This window comes from Psychrilyobacter atlanticus DSM 19335 (assembly GCF_000426625.1).
In the GTDB taxonomy this organism is placed as follows: domain Bacteria; phylum Fusobacteriota; class Fusobacteriia; order Fusobacteriales; family Fusobacteriaceae; genus Psychrilyobacter; species Psychrilyobacter atlanticus.
The window spans coordinates 806,785-825,283 of record NZ_KE384548.1; the positions used below are offsets into that span (position 1 = coordinate 806,785).

The 18,499-nt window shown below is 27.9% G+C and carries 24 protein-coding genes and 1 tRNA gene; 16 read left to right on the forward strand and 9 right to left on the reverse strand.

Features of this window, described 5'->3' with window-relative positions; all coding sequences use genetic code 11:
* Positions 1-69 precede the first annotated feature (69 nt).
* Positions 70-1,791 carry an adenine deaminase gene (gene ade / locus K337_RS0115650; protein ID WP_028857429.1) on the forward strand — a complete coding sequence of 574 codons (1,722 nt, stop codon included), beginning with the start codon at positions 70-72 and terminating at the stop codon, positions 1,789-1,791.
* A 76-nt stretch (positions 1,792-1,867) separates the two neighbouring features.
* Positions 1,868-1,953, forward strand: a tRNA-Leu gene (locus K337_RS0115655).
* 86 nt (positions 1,954-2,039) lie between these two features.
* On the opposite strand, the gene K337_RS0115660 is transcribed toward K337_RS0115655, so the two are convergent.
* The 9 genes from K337_RS0115660 to K337_RS0115700 all read right to left on the reverse strand — a co-directional run bounded on the left by K337_RS0115660 (position 2,040) and on the right by K337_RS0115700 (position 7,153).
* A complete protein-coding gene (locus tag K337_RS0115660; protein ID WP_028857430.1) occupies positions 2,040-3,455 on the reverse strand; it encodes a recombinase family protein in 1,416 nt (471 codons plus the stop codon).
* A gap of 204 nt (positions 3,456-3,659) precedes the next feature.
* The gene (locus tag K337_RS0115665) at positions 3,660-4,277 is read right to left on the reverse strand and encodes a non-canonical purine NTP pyrophosphatase (RefSeq protein ID WP_028857431.1); all 618 of its coding nucleotides are present in this window, start codon (positions 4,275-4,277) and stop codon (positions 3,660-3,662) included.
* An 18-nt stretch (positions 4,278-4,295) separates the two neighbouring features.
* Positions 4,296-4,649: an SH3 domain-containing protein gene (locus K337_RS0115670; protein WP_028857432.1), complete on the reverse strand. Its 354-nt coding sequence runs from the start codon at positions 4,647-4,649 to the stop codon at positions 4,296-4,298.
* Positions 4,650-4,757: 108 nt separating this feature from the next.
* On the reverse strand, positions 4,758-4,925 hold the full coding sequence (locus K337_RS20025; protein WP_156877409.1) for a hypothetical protein: 168 nt from the start codon (positions 4,923-4,925) through the stop codon (positions 4,758-4,760).
* 107 nt (positions 4,926-5,032) lie between these two features.
* Positions 5,033-5,302, reverse strand: coding sequence for a hypothetical protein (locus K337_RS0115680; protein WP_028857433.1), 270 nt, complete (start codon positions 5,300-5,302; stop codon positions 5,033-5,035).
* Entirely contained in the window at positions 5,302-6,294 is a 993-nt protein-coding gene (locus K337_RS0115685; protein ID WP_028857434.1) for a hypothetical protein, read from the reverse strand. The genes K337_RS0115680 and K337_RS0115685 overlap by 1 nt, the downstream gene beginning before the upstream one ends.
* Positions 6,291-6,752: a hypothetical protein gene (locus K337_RS0115690; RefSeq protein WP_037030024.1), complete on the reverse strand. Its 462-nt coding sequence runs from the start codon at positions 6,750-6,752 to the stop codon at positions 6,291-6,293. Before K337_RS0115690 ends, K337_RS0115685 begins: the two co-directional genes overlap by 4 nt.
* A 12-nt stretch (positions 6,753-6,764) precedes the next feature.
* On the reverse strand, positions 6,765-6,905 hold the full coding sequence (locus tag K337_RS20030) for a hypothetical protein (protein WP_156877376.1): 141 nt from the start codon (positions 6,903-6,905) through the stop codon (positions 6,765-6,767).
* 65 nt (positions 6,906-6,970) lie between these two features.
* Positions 6,971-7,153: a hypothetical protein gene (locus tag K337_RS0115700; protein ID WP_028857436.1), complete on the reverse strand. Its 183-nt coding sequence runs from the start codon at positions 7,151-7,153 to the stop codon at positions 6,971-6,973.
* A gap of 134 nt (positions 7,154-7,287) precedes the next feature.
* Between K337_RS0115700 and K337_RS0115705 the strand changes: the two genes are divergently transcribed.
* The 14 genes from K337_RS0115705 to K337_RS0115775 all read left to right on the forward strand — a co-directional run bounded on the left by K337_RS0115705 (position 7,288) and on the right by K337_RS0115775 (position 18,492).
* Positions 7,288-7,962: a helix-turn-helix domain-containing protein gene (locus tag K337_RS0115705; protein ID WP_028857437.1), complete on the forward strand. Its 675-nt coding sequence runs from the start codon at positions 7,288-7,290 to the stop codon at positions 7,960-7,962.
* Between the two features lie 31 nt (positions 7,963-7,993).
* Positions 7,994-8,614: a hypothetical protein gene (locus tag K337_RS0115710; RefSeq protein ID WP_028857438.1), complete on the forward strand. Its 621-nt coding sequence runs from the start codon at positions 7,994-7,996 to the stop codon at positions 8,612-8,614.
* 4 nt (positions 8,615-8,618) lie between these two features.
* On the forward strand, positions 8,619-9,617 hold the full coding sequence (locus tag K337_RS0115715) for a hypothetical protein (RefSeq protein WP_028857439.1): 999 nt from the start codon (positions 8,619-8,621) through the stop codon (positions 9,615-9,617).
* Between the two features lie 31 nt (positions 9,618-9,648).
* Positions 9,649-10,410 carry a HEPN domain-containing protein gene (locus tag K337_RS0115720; protein ID WP_028857440.1) on the forward strand — a complete coding sequence of 254 codons (762 nt, stop codon included), beginning with the start codon at positions 9,649-9,651 and terminating at the stop codon, positions 10,408-10,410.
* 361 nt (positions 10,411-10,771) lie between these two features.
* Entirely contained in the window at positions 10,772-11,035 is a 264-nt protein-coding gene (locus K337_RS0115725) for a hypothetical protein (RefSeq protein ID WP_028857441.1), read from the forward strand.
* A 3-nt stretch (positions 11,036-11,038) separates the two neighbouring features.
* The gene (locus tag K337_RS0115730) at positions 11,039-11,629 is read left to right on the forward strand and encodes a hypothetical protein (protein WP_028857442.1); all 591 of its coding nucleotides are present in this window, start codon (positions 11,039-11,041) and stop codon (positions 11,627-11,629) included.
* Between the two features lie 132 nt (positions 11,630-11,761).
* The gene (locus K337_RS19425; RefSeq protein WP_051251837.1) at positions 11,762-13,288 is read left to right on the forward strand and encodes a KAP family P-loop NTPase fold protein; all 1,527 of its coding nucleotides are present in this window, start codon (positions 11,762-11,764) and stop codon (positions 13,286-13,288) included.
* 102 nt (positions 13,289-13,390) lie between these two features.
* Complete coding sequence (locus K337_RS18790) at positions 13,391-14,029, forward strand: thermonuclease family protein (RefSeq protein ID WP_051251838.1); 639 nt, start codon at positions 13,391-13,393, stop codon at positions 14,027-14,029.
* A gap of 257 nt (positions 14,030-14,286) precedes the next feature.
* Complete coding sequence (locus tag K337_RS0115750) at positions 14,287-15,246, forward strand: DUF4062 domain-containing protein (protein ID WP_028857443.1); 960 nt, start codon at positions 14,287-14,289, stop codon at positions 15,244-15,246.
* Between the two features lie 44 nt (positions 15,247-15,290).
* A complete protein-coding gene (locus K337_RS0115755) occupies positions 15,291-16,163 on the forward strand; it encodes a macro domain-containing protein (RefSeq protein ID WP_051251840.1) in 873 nt (290 codons plus the stop codon).
* A 21-nt stretch (positions 16,164-16,184) separates the two neighbouring features.
* Positions 16,185-16,745 (forward strand): TIR domain-containing protein, encoded by a 561-nt coding sequence (locus K337_RS0115760; protein WP_028857445.1) that lies wholly within the window; start codon positions 16,185-16,187, stop codon positions 16,743-16,745.
* A gap of 125 nt (positions 16,746-16,870) precedes the next feature.
* On the forward strand, positions 16,871-17,581 hold the full coding sequence (locus K337_RS19430; RefSeq protein WP_051251842.1) for a toll/interleukin-1 receptor domain-containing protein: 711 nt from the start codon (positions 16,871-16,873) through the stop codon (positions 17,579-17,581).
* A 33-nt stretch (positions 17,582-17,614) separates the two neighbouring features.
* Entirely contained in the window at positions 17,615-17,860 is a 246-nt protein-coding gene (locus tag K337_RS18800) for a DUF2188 domain-containing protein (protein WP_037030027.1), read from the forward strand.
* A complete protein-coding gene (locus K337_RS0115775) occupies positions 17,857-18,492 on the forward strand; it encodes a hypothetical protein (RefSeq protein ID WP_028857446.1) in 636 nt (211 codons plus the stop codon). Before K337_RS18800 ends, K337_RS0115775 begins: the two co-directional genes overlap by 4 nt.
* Positions 18,493-18,499 lie beyond the last annotated feature (7 nt).

An 18,499-nucleotide genomic window follows, 5' to 3' on the forward strand; every position in this document is an offset into this window, starting at 1 on the left:
TAGAATTGGCTTTTTTTATTATTTCAAAATTCATACAACTACATGTTATTTTCATTGAAGGAGGTTATTATGAATAACTTATCTGAATTTATAGATGTTTTAACTAAGAGAAAAAAATCGGATCTAGTTTTTAAAAATGCAAAAATTATAAATGTATTCAGTCATGAAATTATAGAGGGGGACTTAGCTGTCCATGGAGACCAGATCGTAGGAATCGGTGATTTCTCTGGAATTTCTGAGATAGATCTTTATGGTGCCTATATTTCACCAGGTCTAATGGATGCCCATGTTCATATAGAATCCTCCATGCTGACCCCTGAAAATATGGCAAATTTAATCCTCCCCCGAGGGACTACGACTATTATAGCTGATCCTCATGAGATAGCTAACGTTTCTGGGATGAAAGGTATAGAATATATGTTAAAAGCCACTGAAAACATTCCCTTAAATGTTTTTATCAACCTCCCATCCTGTGTTCCTGCTACGACCTTTGAATCTTCAGGGGCTATTTTAGGAGCAGATGATCTAAAAAAACTTATTCACCATAAAAGAGTTTTGGGTCTGGCAGAATTTATGGATTTCCCAGGGATTTTAAAAAAAGATCCTGCGGTTTTAAAAAAATTAGATCTAGCTCAGAAAAATAATAAAATTATCGATGGTCATGCACCGAATATGAAGGCCAAAGATATTCGTACCTACGCAGGAATAGGTGTATCCACCGATCATGAATCTGAAACCTACAAGGAATTATTAGATAAAATAAGAAACGGAATTTATGTATTGATGAGAGAGGGATCAGGAGCTAAAAATTTAGAAGCCTTAGCTAATGGTGTTTCTACTAACCTCTCCCTTGCAAGATGGTGCTGCCTGTGTACAGATGATTCTCATCCAGAAACTCTGATCAGACAGGGACATATAGACCACCTCTTAAAAAAATTAGTGAAATTAAATATAGATCCCATTACTGCTGTCCAAATGGCAACTATAAATACTGCAAAATGCTATGGTTTAAGTAAATTAGGAGCTATAGCTCCTGGCTATAAAGCCGATTTAGTTATTTTCCAGGATCTCGTTGACTTCAAAGTATTAAAAACCTATAAAGGCGGCAGAGAAATCTATAACGGTATAGATGAGGTGAAAATCCAAAATACCTATATAGACAAAAGTTTACTCTCCACTGTAAATATCAATATAGATAAAAAGGATCTAAAAATACTTTCAAAGGATGAAAAAGTAAACCTAATTGAGCTTATCCCTGGAAGTTTACTCACTAAAAAAACTGTTTCTCAAATAATTTTAGAAGATGGAGAATTTAAAACAAGAAATAACCCAGACATTTTAAAGTTATTTGTAATTGAACGTCATCATGGAACAGGAAATATCGGAAAAGGTCTAGTTAAGAATTTTGGTGATTTTAAAGGCGCTATAGCATCTACAATCTCTCATGACTCCCACAATCTAGTAGTTATAGGAGATTCAGATGAAGATATTAATCTCGCTGTTGAGGAGATTAAAAGAATTCAAGGAGGTCTTTGTTTAGTTCATAATAAAAAAATAATATATTCCATTCCTCTCGAAATAGGAGGTATTATGACACAACTTCCCGGAGAAGAGGTTGCACTGAAAGTAAAAAAAATCTTAGACTCAGCTTATAAATATGGAGTAAATAGAGAATTAGACCCATTAATGAACCTAGCTTTTTTAGCCCTCCCAGTTATCCCGGAAATAAAATTAACTGATCGTGGTTTATTTGATTTTGAATCTTTTAGACATATATCTTTAGAGTTATAAGTATAAAAAATTACAACTTTATTAAAAAAAAGACTTGCTTTTCTTTGGGAGTTCTAGTATAATAATTTTTGTAGATGCCTGAGTGATGGAATGGTAGACATAGGGGACTCAAAATCCCCCGGGCGTATGCCCTTAAGGGTTCAAGTCCCTTCTCAGGTACCATATAACCCCTCTACGTTTAGAGGAGTCATCACAAAAATTAATTGAATAACAATATAAAAAAAGAAGTATTAATTAATACTTCTTTTTTAGTATTCTAAAACTATGTCATACTCAAAATTCTTCCTATTATTTATATTCTTTACCACTATCTCTTTTATTATCATTCTTAGAAGTTCTCGGAGATCCATAATATCATAATTTTTATAGTTATTTGCAACTTCTACCAATATCTCAAAGTTTTCATCTGATCCATCTTCTTTCTTTCTCATAGTTTCTTCTATAACAGATATTTCCTTTATTACAATTTCTAAATCTTTACCTATTTTTTCTCTATTCTTAGTAAATTCAGATTCATCTATCAACTCTTTCAAAAGTAGTGAAAGCAGCCTATCCTTTTCTTTTAATATACTGGCCCTTCTATTTTTATATACTTCTAAATTCTTTTCTAGCTCTAGACTATCCAAAGACACATCATTTATTTCTCTTAATTGTTCAAATTCTTTCAACCTTTCAAAGATCTCTCCCTCTATTATATCTGCGTCAATTTTCTTTTTACAATTGTCACACTGATAACTCCTGTATAACCTATCATATTTTTTTACATAGTTTCCATTCCCATACATCTTTTTCATACAACTACATCTGATCAACCCTCCTAATATGAAATTAGATTTTTTTATGTTTTTTTTATTTAAAACACGATTCCCTTTTATATATAACTGTACCCTGTCGAACATTTCTTTGTCTATAATAGGTTCCTGGGTACCATCTACTAATAGATATTCTCCTTTTCTCTGCTTTTTTTTATTATGAAGATTATTTTTCCTTACACCAAATCTATATTTCCCTATATAAAAAGGATTCGTTAAGATCCACCTCATACTTTCTACAGATCTCCCGAACAAATCAGAAGTTTTTTTTAAGGATCGATTTCCTATAAAGGTCATAAAAAAGTTTCTTACCTGTCTTGCTCCTACTTCGTTTATAACAATATTCTTTTCTTCATCCCTCTTATATCCTATGGGAAGCTGCCCTGCCATCCAATGGCCTTTTTTAGCCCTCTCATATGCACTAGATTTTACTCTAGTTGATATTTGTTCCCTCTCATATTGGGCTAACCCAGCATTTATAGTGAAGAACAACCTTCCTGTGGATGTAGTAGTATTAAGATCCGGCTGTGAGATTGAAACAAAATCCACATTTTTTTCTATTATATTTGAAATAAATGAAATCATTGTACTACTTTTTCTAGATATCCTGGAAGTTTCATAAACTAATAATATATCAATTCGCCCATTATCTATATCTCTTTGTAATTCCTTAAAACCTTTTCTTTCATCATCTCCTCCACTCCCAACATCTTCATAGATCATATGAAGATCATAATCATGAAGCTCACAAAATGATTCTATTTTTGATATCTGAGTCTTTAAGGAATCATTTTCTTCCTGCATACTGGTAGAAACTCTCACATAAGCTCCTACTTTCTTTTTACTTCTCATCTTTCTTCCTCATTTTTTTTAATAATTTTACTATATTAACTTTTCTTTCATTACTCATAATTAATTTCCTCCTTATATAAATTTTCGACTTAAATCTATAGCATACACCTTAGTTCCAGATTTTATAGTGTCAAAATATTCTTTTTTTCATGATCACCTCCTAACAAATTCTTATTTGTTTCTATAAATAAAAAGCACACTATTTTAAATAGTGTGCTTAAAACTTTCTTTAAAAAATTTTCTAACTCTTTCGTTCATACGATTTTCTTGCTCATCTGGTTCCTTTTCTTCAAGATAGTATTTATTAGTCATAATATTTTTAGATAATGAATCTAGCGGAAAACCTTTTATTTTTTTGTTATAAGGTTTTTCTGATATTATAAAATTACTAAGAGATATTTCAGGTCCTTGATATTCAAAGCTAGTATTTTCATCTATTTTTAGATAGATAGCATTTTCATAGCGACTAATAATTTCGCCACCATTCTTTTTCGCAATTTTTGAATAATATTCTATCATTTCATCGTCAGAAAGTTCTCTTCCTTTAACCCTTCTTATATAAACTCCAGGTTGATCTATATCCTTTACTCCTTCGAAATAGAGTCCTGAATCACAAGAAAAAACTGGAATTTTAAATTCTTGAAAATATGTCTCAGCTTTTTTCTTGGCGTTTTCTAATGGAGTTTCCCCATCTTCAATTACTTTAGGTATTTTTTTTTTAATATCGTTTAACCCAATGATTTCAATATCCATACCATTTAACGCCTCTTTCATCTCTTTTACCTTGGCATCATTTGTTGTACCATAAATGATTTTTTTCATTAATTTCTCCCTTTGCTTTTATTTTAGAATCTCTATATGGTTTAATGGAGCCCATCCTTTCTTTTGTGGTTCTTTTTCTTTATAACCCCAAATCCATCCATTTAAAGCTTTTTCTTCCACTAAAATTTCTCCCATTTCAAGATTAAATTCTGTAGCGTCATAATTTTCTAATATAATTCCTTTATCATTATTTTGATCAATAATTTGTTGTGGGATCCACCCTTCATTATTAATAGTTTTACAAAAAATCCAACCTTTCCAATCACCATTTTCATTAGACTCTTCGATGCATTTAACTTTTTCTCCTTTTAAAACTTTAATAGGATTTGGAAACTCTGATTCTCTTCCTTTCTCAACTAAATATTTATTCATTACAACCCCCAATAATAATTTATACTACAAGTATAGCCTATAAAGTAATTTTTAAGCACACTATTTAATTTTTAATGTCCACCAAACAAATAATAATTTGTTTCTCTCCTACATCTTAAATTTTATCGCTTCTCTTACTAAATATGACTCCCTTGCATATTTTTTTATACTCTTTTCATCTGTATAGATCTCTCCCATGAATTGAAGTTCTTTGATGCTATCAAGCATAATGGTGCTGAATTTTACCCAATTTGAAATAGTTCCTTGAAATTCCATCTTTATCCCTCCTAAATTAAATACAATTTTTATATTAGCTGCTATAATCCAGGTAGATCATTAGCACTCCTAATATTTTTTCTTTGGTCGGAAATTTTAATTTTGTGCTATAATTTACCTGTAGGAGTGGTTTTCATACCTCTATTTTTTTCTTTGGTCGGATAAATTTTAGATGTTGATTGCTCCTGCTTTTTTAATTCTTTTTTAGACTTCCAATTTTTTACTGCCCAAAAGAATGTTTTTTCTGTAATTCCCAAAGCATCGCAGTACATTTTAATTTCGTACTCTGGGAGATTTCCTCTAAGTTCTATGATACTTATCTTAAAGCGATCCTTCAGTTCATCAATTAAGCCATTCGGTGTCATTATCTCATCCATCAATTCCCCCTCTGAAGCTTGTTATATCTCCTGCAAAAAATATTTTCTAACTCAGTATTTACTATATTTTCATCACTTTTACTCAGGTTGTTATATTCTTCATACCCAAATGATTTAGCTATCTGCTTACATAGGTCATCAATTTCATCCTGTGTAGTGATTTTCAGCATATGGGCTACTTTATCAGCCTTAGGAACCTTTTTTAAATCTATCGGCTCAACTATCTTGTGATCTCCATCTTTGAGAATTGCTACTAAGGTTTTAGAATTTATAGCTTTATTTTTTAGTTTCATAAATTCAATTACTTTTTTAACCTCTTCCAGTGATCCCTTTGAATAATTTTTAATATTTTTTAGGGTCTGGGAATTATAGTTTTTAAAATTATTTTTAATGAGTAGATCTTTTAGATTTTGAAAAAAAGTTTCATCAGAGGCAGCAGCGGGATTTGATTCTGTGCTACTACTATCTTTTTGTGGGAGTATCTTTATAGGAGTATTATCAGACGACTTTTGAGACGGTGTAGAGGCTACTTTTGAGTCGAAACCACACGACTTTTGAGACGGGTGCGGAGTTTGTTGACCTAAAAGACCCATCTTTTTTTTCATCTCTTCTATCTCATCTTCTGTATCTTCTATTTTATTAAATTCAAATAAGGTATTGAACTTTTCTTCCAAGAAGATAAAGTTATATGATCCGTAAACCAAATTTTTATGTAGGTGTCTTTTTATTAATCCTAAATTCTGATATTTTTTTAATCTTCTAGACAGTACATCGTTTGTAGTGATTTTTAATGCAGGAAGATAAGAGAGTAATTTAGAATAATCAACCCACATATATACATCCCCATTTACAGTTTTTTCTAAAAGATTTTTCCAAGTCTTCATATCTTTTAGGTAAGAAATGATAAAAGCATCTTTTATATCTAATCCTAAGTCTATAAGTTTATCCTGCTGAACTTCAGCTATGGTATATTTCACAGTTTCTTTATTCATATCTTTCCTCTCTTTTTACCTAAATTTTCTTTAATAAGTTTCTTTTCAATATTAGAATTTTCTATCTTCAGCTTTTCTCTGCAGCTGACAGCATATTCTAGGAGCCATACTCTTACTTCATCATCCAAAGCTTCATACTGGACCTCTAAGGCATCTATCTGTTTTCTTTTCTCAAAATATGTTTCATTGAAATCATTTATTTTTTCATCTAGATCTTCCAGGGCTTTTTTCATAGATAAGAGATCTTTTAATTTTAGGATCTTGGATCTAGTTTTAGTAAATGATTTCTGCATATCTTCATTCCATTTATTTAGATTGAAACTCTTTACCCTTCTCTCATCATCGAGATCGTCTATTACTCCTGCATGCCTCAGATGTTCTTCAAATGTTTCTACTCTTACCTGCATATTCATACTTCTTTCTAGCTCTAAGGATAGAGCTGAATCTGGTCTAGCCATAGTTATCCTCCCTTAAAATAATTTATATTGCTTCTCCCCAGTAGGAGTAAGATCATAGGTCAGCTTTTTTACTTTCTTTATAAATTCATTCTTTTTTATCTTATCTTTATTCCTAAATACAGTTTTTATAACCTTAGCATTTGAAATTTCCATAGTTCCCCCCTTGTTATTAAATAAAATATTATTTTTTCAAAATAAAATCTATTTGCAATTGTAATTTATTTTTTGAAAAAATTTTTAGATAAATTTAATGCTACTTCGATTTTCTCTATCACAAAAGGATTGTTTTTATTAATATGATAATACATGTTTTCTCTACTAATCCCTATGTTTTCTGATAAAGAAGTTAAAGTCGTATCATTTTTTACAGCTTCTATTTTTATTTTTTGAATAAGCTTCAATAAATCACCCCCTACCGCTTTCAATTGTAAGTCTACTACATAAATTTGCGTTTGTAAATACTTTTTAGAAATAAACTTACAAATGTAAAGTTAGCATAATATAATATTAAAGAAGAACAGGAGGTTTTTGATTCATGATTAAAAGTTATGATGTACCAGAGAAGAAAAGAAAAGAACTAGGAAACTATATAAAAAGTCTTAGAGAGAAAAGAAAATATGGATTTAATCAATTTGCACTAAAATCAAATTTGAATGTTGCAGATTTAAATAGAATTGAAAAGGGAGATAAAAAGAAAATAAATGCTTTTCAATTAAGAAATATTGCAACTGCTCTAAGAATTGATTATAAAGAATTATATAAAATAGTTGGATACTTAGAAGAGGATGATTGTCTTCCAGAAGGAAATATAGATTTAGATTGTAATTTTAAAAAAATTCCTCTTTATAACTCTATTTCAGCAGGAGCAGGCCTAGAAGATTTAGAGGATGAAGAGGTTCAATTTATAACTGTTCCTGATATTAAGCAGTTCTCAGGAAACGTTGTTGCTATCAAGGTTTCTGGGGATTCAATGGAGTATACTATTGAGAATCGTTCTATAGTCTTCATAAGGAAAGATGTAGAAGTTCCTAATAAAAAAGTAGGAGCATTTATACATAATAATAAAGCATTACTTAAAAGATATATATGTCAAGAAGATCACTGTTTCTTAAGGTCAGATAATAGAGACTATCCAGATGTTGAAATTAAAGAAAGTGACGAGTTTGTTATAGTTGGTCGTTTTATAGGGCAGTTGAACGAGGAAGAGTAAATAAAATTAAGTTTTAAAAGAGGTTAGAGATATGAACATAGAAAATATTATTGATAATTTTTTAGAAAATGAGTATAAGTATAAAAAATTTTTTCCTATTATTTTAAATGATTTTAATAAATTATCTATTGAAAAAAAAGAAAAACTTTGTTTAGAAACTAAAAATTCTTACCATAAAGGCATGTTTTATTCCTCGGCGGATAGAACTCTAGAAGCTCTTTATTATTTAAAAGAATATTTTAATTGTAAAATTAAATTTAAGGATGCAGAACTTCTTAATTTTTGTTTAGTAATAGCGAGATCAGGAGCTTTAAATTATTTAAAAGGTCCTATTGTTGAAAAATTTAATAAAATGGAGCACTCAAATATTGAAAGAGTAAATTTCATGCTCGCTCTAGCTGATCGAAAGAACAAAGAAGTAAAAAGAATTTTAGAATATTACATCAATAATAAAATTGATTTAATAGATTTAGATTACCCTTTGATTAATGACGCTTTATTATTTATTTCTAAAGATGGTGAATCCCTTTATAGCGAACTTTTATCTTTGGAGGGTTTTGATTTTAATAAATTAGATAAGAGTGTTCAAAAGCACTATATTAAAAAATATTTTATTAAAAAATTATTATTCTGTTTGAATTTAAAGGAGTGAAAAAATGTTTTTAGTAACTAGATTAGTAGCACATAATACAATTCTTCTTCCTCATCCTAGAATATATGGAAATGTTGAAATAAAAAAAATAAAAACTCTTTTTAAAAAAGAAAAAGAGTTGTTTGAAGAATCTGCTAAAAGTTTTGAAGAAACAATTCCTAAAGTAGTTTCTCAAATAATTTCTATTTTTATAGAAGCTTCTACACCTAAAGACGCTGATGAAAAAGCAGAAAAAGAATTTTTAAAAGTTTTAGATTTATATGATGGATTAAAATATGGAATAATGTCTAATAGCAGTTTAAAAGAAGCTGGTATCATTAGAAATTTTGAAACAAATAAATTATATTCTAGAAAAAGAAATGGTACTGGTTACCAAACTGCTTTCGAAATGGGAAGGAATTTTATAAATCCTATAGATAATGCCCAAATATATATTCACTATGCAACTGAGAATGAACTAAAAAAAGATTATTTTAAGTTTTTACATTGGATGAGACTTATCAAAGAAGAAAAAAATTATCACATGAAGTTTTTAAAATACTGGTTTGCATTTGAGGGGATTGTAAAAATAAAAGGAGATGATCTAATAACGTCTAAATTAGCTGGAATTGCTGGCTTTTCAGAAGGGTTTTTAGGCCAACATTTAAATAAAGAAACAATAAAGATAGTAGTTTCTAGAAATGATTACCGAAAAAATAGAAAGAAAACTAAAGAAATCTTAGAACAATTTAAAACTTTAAGAGATAAAACTGTACATGAAAGTATAGAAACTTTTCAAATTAGAGAATACTATAAAGAACCACTTGGTTTGTTACAGCATATTTCAAATAATATAAAACGTTATATAGAACAGGCTTTAGCGCAAGATGTTTCTTCGAAGAAAGAATTTTGGGAATATTTCCCAATTTTATATACCGAATTTATTAATACAGATAATTTTCGACTTCCTTTTGAAAATAATTTTTATTTAACAGAAGAGGTTAGATATGACGAAGAAAGTTAAAGAAAATATTTTTAAGTTATAGGAGAAAAAAATGAAAAAAGTTAGAAAGCAAAACAAACATTTAATAAAAGAATTAATAGATCTAAGGAAAAGTAGAAAATCTATTAAAGATTTTAATTTCAATTTTCTTGCTAATTTTAGTGAAAATACAATACTAATGCATAGTCACTTAGGGAAAGAGGAATTAAAAAAAGATTTAGTAAAAATTGCGAGTAGACAATATTTCGTATTTCTTATAAGTTGTTGGGAAACTTTCTTTAGAGACATCTTTATTTTTATCTACTCAGAAGATGAGGAAAGTATAAAAAAGTTGTTTGCAAAAATGAAAATCACAGAGGACTCTATGGAACTTGAAAACATTACATTAATAGAATTATTGAGTAAAAGTTTTAATTTTCAAAATCTAAATGATTTAGAAGATGCTTATTCTAGCTTATGGGGCTCAAATTTCTTTGAATATGTGTGTGTAACAAAGATTGATCTTTTTGGTTTTAATGGAAAATTTGTTAAGGAATCTTCTATTTCTTCATTGTTCCCTGAGTGGTTGGAAATAATTAAAAAATCATTTAGTATAAGACATAAGATTGTACATGATGCAAATTATCGAATTGATTTAGATATTAATTTTATTCGAAAATTTGAAACTTTATTTTTAATAATTCCACAATTTGTCACATACTTTACAGCTAAACGTTTTAAGTTAGACCATATTGTTTTATCTGATGGAAGAAACACTGTCCCTTATATCTTCTCAATTCATGATATTTTAGCTAATGATTGGGAAGTTCTTTAATTATTTATATTTATAAATTAAACAGTTTAAAAGATGATAGTAAAACAAAAGGAAATAGCTATCTTGGGATTATAGGAGAGGACAGAAAAATAAAACTATCTCCAATAACAGCTCACCAAAGAACTTAGATTCTGTAGTATATGTAACCAAAAGTGGGAAGAAGTATCATAGAGAGAGCTGTAGGTATAATAAAAATGCTACGGCTATGGGTATAGATCAGGCTAAAGGAAGAGGATTAGAAGCTTGTAAGGTTTGCAAACCATAGGATAAAAGGAGATGGTAAATTAATAACAGAAGAATAACTTATCGATATATATAATTAGTCTTTATTAAAATTTTAATTTTTAAATGGAGGTACTAAATGTCTAGTAAAGTTGCAATTAAAGGTGTTATGAAAATGTTAGATGAAGGAAATATTTCTACGGAGGATCTCCTTTCAGATGAATTTTTTAAGAGGTATTCCTCAGTGAGATCTCTGGAAGAATTTGAAAGTAAATTTGATACCGGCCCTGGAAAAGGGGTAACAAAAGAAAAATATGCACAAGAAATTATTAGAGCACATACCGAATTTAAAAATATTGATGAAATGAAGAATAAAGCTATTGAATTTTATGCTGAGGAGTAGGAGATGAATGTAAATCTATCAAGAGAAACATTGGACTTAATATCTTATGTCCCAAAACTTGGGGGTATAATATCTCCAATCTTAGCAATTCATGATTTAGGATATTCAATACAAGAAAAATTATTTAATAAAAAATTATATACTTTTTTATATTCTTTAAAAGAAAAAGATTTTGAAGAAAGAGTAAAATTTTTATCAAACTATGTAAACGGTGATGAAGAAAGATTTTTTGAAAGAGTTATATCTGTATTATCTAGTGCTGATTCCAGAGATAAAGCATATTATGTTTCTCAAGCATTTCATGGTTTTTTGTATGAAAAAATAACCCAAAAAGAATTTTTTAAACTATTAAAGGTTATAGATGAAACTTTATTAGAAGATTTAGAAGAATTTTTAAAAATTAAAAATTTTCCAGAAAGCTATACAAATGAAGAATTAGGTGAAAAAAAAGAAATGATGCTTGAATTTATCCTGTCCAAAAATGATATTTTTTATTATGAAGCCGGTTATGGGAATATGAGGTGGAATAATTCTTGTAAAAAGTACTTACTCACTGATTTTGGGAAAAAAGTTTATGAAACTTTAAATAATTAGAATTAAATCAATAGCAAGACTAGGTGATAATCATCAATATCCACCTATTGTTTTGAGAAAAGATGATACCTACCATGAGTATGGTAGGGTTGCTAAGATGATATTAGATTTGTAGGAAATAAAGGGGAGCAAATGTCTAAATTTAATAAGTTAACATCAGAAAGAAAAAATTTTTTAGAACAACTTTATTCATTAATTTCTTTAGAATTTGAAGATCAAAAAGGTAATATAGAAAAAGATGAATATGAAAAAATAAGGACCATCTCGATTAATGCTACATGGGGAATGGGAAAAAGCTTATTTGCAGAAGCATTAGAAGAATATATTATATATAATAATGTGGATGAATTTAACATCGAAGTTTTAAAATATAACGCTTGGCAAAATGATTGCTTTAGTGATCCCATGAAAACGATAATAGGAGAATTAAATGAGCAATTAACCTTAAGTTTTGAATTAAAAGAGAAAGCAGAAATAGTTTTAAAAAATATTGCTAAAAAAGGGTTAAAAGCATTATTTGAAATTATACTTAAAAATTTTAAAATGACAGATAAAGATATTGAAAATTTAAAAGAATTATTTACAGGTATTAATGAAAGTTCTTTAACAGAGTATAAAGAATACAAAAAAATGATAAATGATTTTAAAATTGCTTTATCACAAGAAGCTGTTATAGGGACTAGTTTTAAACCTAAAGTCATATTAGTCGATGAATTAGACAGATGTAGGCCTGATTTTGCTATTGAAGTTTTAGAAACAATAAAACATATATTTGATGTAAATAACATAATATTCATTTTTTTAATAAATAAGTCACAGTTAAAATCTAGTGTAAGTAATATCTATGGAGAAGATTATGGGAATGAAGATTACTTTAAAAAGTTTTTTAATTTAGAGTTGAATCTCCCAGAATTAAATTATCATGAGTTTAAGGAAATTGAATATACAAATTTAAAAAATAATATTATAAAAGAGACTGAAAATAGACAGTATATAGCTGATTTAAATGAATTTAATAAGGGATTATTTTTAAATTGTTTAAAAAACTTAACTATAGAAACTTCTACAAGACAAAGAAAAATGATGCTTAAAAAATTTGAATTATTGCTTAAAACAATGAATAATATTCAAAAAAACAATTTGATATTATCGATAGCATTAATTAACTATTTTATATATCAAGAGGTTGGAAAAGAAAGAACTGAAAAAAAAGTAGGAGGAGAAGTATCATTTGATGAATGGTTTGATTTTTTTTGGTATGAAGAAACTCCCGATAATGACGATAATGTAAAAAAAATCAAAAGTGAAATAGAATATTTTGATGAAATCATCTCCCTTTTTAGGGAACATTTACAGAAACAAAATAATGGAGAAACTAATAACTCTGAATATAGAATAGTTCAAGCATATTGTAATAATTCTTTAGGGTTTGATGACTGTTCTATCTGTGAATCAAGCAATTGTGGGAAATATGGTGCCAACCAAGTTATTTATGAGAGAAAAAATTTAAAAAATTTACATATAGGTGCAACAAGTATACGCCGTACTTATCAAATAGTCTTACCACTAGAAGATAGATACTTCAATAGTTATAATGGTGTAAATATGGTTATTCAGTGGTGTAAAGATAAATATAATTTTATATCTTCAATAGGATAGAGATAACATTTTATAAATTTGAAGATAAGCTAATACATGTGAAAGAATCCTGAGCTACTGTCGAGTCACAAGCTGAATGGGGGAAAAATATTTGGAGGAGCCATGAAAAAAATAATTATCCTTTTAAATTTTCTATTTGTTTTTACAATTTTAAGTGCCCAGACTCTTACAGGTAATGTTTCTTATGTAAGTGATGGAGATACAATCCATATAGTAGCTAATAACCAGAAATATAAGATCAGGTTTTATGGAATCGATACTCCTGAAAAAACTCAAGAATACGGATTAGAAGCCAAAGAGTTTGTGCATAAAAGAATAGCAAATAGAAATGTAAAAGTAGAAGTAATGGATACAGATCGTTATGGCAGGAAGGTAGGGAAGGTCTACTATAATGGAAAGTATCTAAATAAAGAAATTGTAAAAAATGGGTATGCCTGGTGGTATAAAAATTATGCTAGAAATGATAAAGATCTGGAGAATGCAGAAAAATATGCCAGGGTTAATAAATTAGGATTATGGAAATCATCTAATCCAATAGCTCCCTGGGATTATAGAAGAGGTAAGAAAAATAAAACTACTTCTACCAGCAGTTCATCAAAGAATCTAGATTCTGTAGTATATGTGACTAAAAGCGGTAAGAAGTATCATAGAAAAGGATGTAGATATCTGAAAAGTATAGGAGGGAGTTATCCTCTGAAGGAAGCGGAAGCACTGGGGTATGAAGCTTGTAGTAAGTATTAAAAAAATTGCAGTTGGTTCTACACCAAGTGTTATGATAATTAAAAAGAAAAAGACAGTACTAACTGTCTTTTTTTGTACAAAAAAATTGAAAATAATACAGGGATTTATAAAAATTAAACTAAATTAATTGTAAAATAACTAAAAAAAAGTTAATATAGATATAATTAACCAACTATAGACTAAGGAAAACTTGGAAAAGAGGAAGATAGTTTTGATCTATGAAATGGAAAAAATATTTAAAGGAGGATATAAACAAAATGGCTAAACCAAGAATTTTTATAAGTTCAACATTTTATGATCTAAAACAGATTAGATCAGACTTAGATTCTTTTATCCAAACTTTAGGGTATGAATCAATTAGAAATGAAGAAGGTAATATTCCTTATGGAAAAGATGAAGCCCTTGAAGAATATTGCTATAAAGAGATAAAAAATGTTGATATTTTAATTTCCATTATAGGTGGACGTTATGGGAATGAAGGTAAAATTAAAAATAATTCGATTTCTCAAATAGAATTAGAAACAGCGTATAAAGAAGATAAACAAGTTTATATTTTTATTGAAAAAAATGTTTTATCAGAATATGAAACATACCTTTATAATAAAGATAATGATATAAAATATCGTTATGTTGACGATAAAAAAATTTATGAATTTATAGAAAAGTTAAAAGCTAAAGAGAAAAATAATAATATAAAAAGTTTTGAGTCGTCATCGGATATAAGCAAATATTTAAAAGAGCAATTTGCTGGATTATTTCGAAATTTTTTAGAACAACAAACAAGAAACAAAGAGATCAAATTAATAGAAAAATTAGAAAATAATATCTCTAATCTAGATAAACTAGCTACATTTCTTAATGAAGCGAATAAAGATAAATCCGAAGAAGTAAATAAAATTATTAGTATCAACCATCCACTAATAGAAGCGTTAAAAGAAAGATTACTAATAGAATATAATTTTTACATTGAAGGAATAGAAGATTTAAAAAAATTATTAAAAGATAAGCATTATTACGAGGGAAGTGATATCGATTTTGATTATTTAGTATTTACAGGGACTAATCCAACACATAAATATACAATTAAAATTAGCCGTAACTTATTCGATAAAGAAAAAAAGCTTAGATATATAAAAAAAACGGATTGGGATAGAAATTATTTAATATATGAAAGCACTCTTATTTCTAATAATGATGATGTTGAGGCCATATTTTAATAAAATATAAAGAGAACACACACTAAAAAAGGAGAAAAGAAAATATGTTTAAAAAGATAAAAAATATGAAAATTAAAGTTAATTTTTTTGAAAGAAACCTAAGATCAAGGTATTTAAATTTAGTAGCATTTATTTCAACGGTAGCTTCCTTTGGCTTAATTTTTGTAGATATCCAAGGGAAAGAAAAATGGATAGGTTTAATATTTTTATTTGTTTTGATGGGTGTGTATATAACCTTATGGTATAAAGCTAACACATTAGAAGAAGTTACTTTAAAAATAAATAATTCAGTAATTGAAATCAAAGTTGCAGATATATTTGAAGAAGAAGGATATAAAGTTATTGCATTTAACGAATATTTTGATACCACAACTGATCACGAAATTATTTCTAAAGAAAGCTTAAATGGTCAATATATCGAAAATAAATTATATATAAAAACTGGTTCTATCAATTCTATTGAAGACCTCGATTCTAAGATTGAAGAATCAACCTTTTTATCAAATAAAAAATTAGAAGTTAATAGCAAGAGAAATAATGGAAAAAAACAAAAGTATAAATTGGGATCTATTTTTAAATTAGAAAATTACCTATTGACCGCAATGACAAAATTTGATAACGAGAATAGAGCATATTTATTACAAATTGATTTTATTAATTTTTTATTTGAATTCTGGGATAATATAGATACTGTTTATAATGGTAATACTATTGTTCTCCCTGTATTTGGTAGTGGGATGACTAGGTTCAAGGAAAATATCGGTATATCTGATCAAGAATTATTAAACATTATTATTTGGTCTTTTAAAATTAGCAAGACAAAATTAACTTATCCTTCTAAATTAAAAATTGTTATATATGAAAAGAAAAAAGACAAGATAAATTTCTACCAATTAAAACAATTAGAAACAATTTAATAAATAAAGGGAGGCATAAAAATGGCAGGAACATCTTATAGAACAGGTACATATGTTGCTTTTGATGGAAATGGAGAAAAAGATCCGGTAAAAAGTGATTTTAGATGCTATGGCTTAATTAAGGCTTGGAATAAATCAGATAAAATTGATTTTAGATTCACTGATAGCCATGAAAAAACTTATAAAGTTAAAGATGGAAGTTTAAAAAGAACATTAGAAACTAGATTAAAAGAAAGATTCTCTAGATCAAAAAACATGGTAATTCTTTTATCTGCTGACACTAACTGGGATAGAGGAGCTTTAAATTGGGAAATAGAACAGGCAGTAGACGTCTATGACTTGCCTATAATCATTGTATATATTGGTTATAAGTATATCTTAAAACCCGAAGCTTGTCGTAAATATTGGCCTAAAAGTTTAGCTAAAAGAATTGATAATGATACTGCGAAGTGCATTCATATTCCTTTTAAAAAAGAACCATTATTTACGGCTGTTAATCAATTTACAGTTCAAAATCAGGAATTAACATTAGGTGTTCATTATTATAATGCAGAAACTTATGAAGAATGGGGATTAAAGTAAAATCAATTTCAATTAGAGCCTATTTAAAGTGCATCTATTAAAGATACAATCTCTAGATGATTTTTGCATGAATGTTATTTAAATGGTTCTAAAAACTTTTATAAAAACTATAAGGAGAAGATATTATGGAAAAAGGATATTCAATAAATATAAAAAACTTAGAAGGAGATGTTAAATTAAACAGTAAAAGTGATAATTCTAAAAAATTTACTCCAAACCTTTCTAAATTAATAAAAGAATTTAAGGAAAAAGAAATTTTAGATGGAGATATGATCGAAAATTTATTTTTTCCAACTCAAGAAATATACGATATTTTTATCTCTCATTCTCATACTGACAAAGAAATTGCGAAAAATTTTGCAGCCTATTTAACAAACGAAGGATACAAAGTTTTTTTAGATTCAAAAATATGGGGTTCAGCAGATGAGTTATTAAAATTAATAGATGATCGATATAGTAAAAATATAAATGATGATTACTATTCTTATGAAAAAAGGAATTTCTCAACCTCTCATATTCATTCTTTATTAAATAGTGCTTTATCAAAAGCAGTTGAGAATAGTAGAGTATCAGTATTCATAACAGGAGAAAATTCAATTAACAATTCTGGAAATGAATTAGAAACAAAAGTTAAGTCTCCATGGATATACCAAGAGTTGAATATTTATAATTTAATCATGAGGCAAAAACCAGGATTTGGTTTGGAAGTTAAAAAAACTGCATTAATTGAAAATTGTTTACAAATAGAAAGAGATGCAGACATGTCTAACTTAGAAATATGCTCTAGTTTAAATGCTTTATTATCAGAATTAGATAGAATTAAACCAACTAAATAAATACTTGAAACAGTTAAATAAGGAGAGATGAAAATGGTAAAAGCAAATGTGTCAATACAACATGTTATGCCTAATCTTAAAGGAGGATGGAGCGTAAAAAAAGATGGTTCACTACGCGCTACCAAAACATTTAAAGAAGTAAAAGAAGCTATTTTATATGCAGAAAAAATAGCCATCAATCAAAAAGGAGATATAATTGTTCATAAAAAAAATGGAGCGGTTGCAAAAAGTATTCCCTATGCTAAAAATAGCATTCTATTAAAAGGTATAAAAAAATGAGCTATCAAAAGTCTGTTTTTATAAATTGTCCATTTGATAAAAAGTATGAAGATAATCTACGGGAATTAGTTTTTACAATTATATCTTTAGGTTATGTTCCCAGATTAGCAATAGAGTCTTCTGATTCAGGAACAGTTAGATTTAATAAAATAGTAGACTTAATTAAAAAATCAAGCATAAGTATTCATGATTTATCTCGAATTAAGTCCGAAACAGTAGCAGAATTTTTTAGAATGAATATGCCTTTTGAACTAGGAATAGATTTTGGTTGTAGAGAATATTCTGGAAAAATAGAGCATAATAATAAAAAATATTTAATTCTAGGAGAAAAAAAATACGAATATATGAAGGCTCTTTCTGATATTTCAGGAATGGATATTAAATACTATACTCCAAATGTTAAAATTATAGCAGTCACAAGAGATTGGTTTGTAGAAAATATTACTAGGGATTTTGATACACCAAGCCCTAATATGATTTGGAATAAATTTATGGATTATAATTCATATTATTTGGAATTTGCAAAAAGTAGAGGGTATTCAGATAAAGAGATTTTTAAAATGCCTCTAATCGAACAAATTAATACTATAAAGAGATTTTTAATTTCAAATCCATATGCTAAAAAAATATAATTTTATA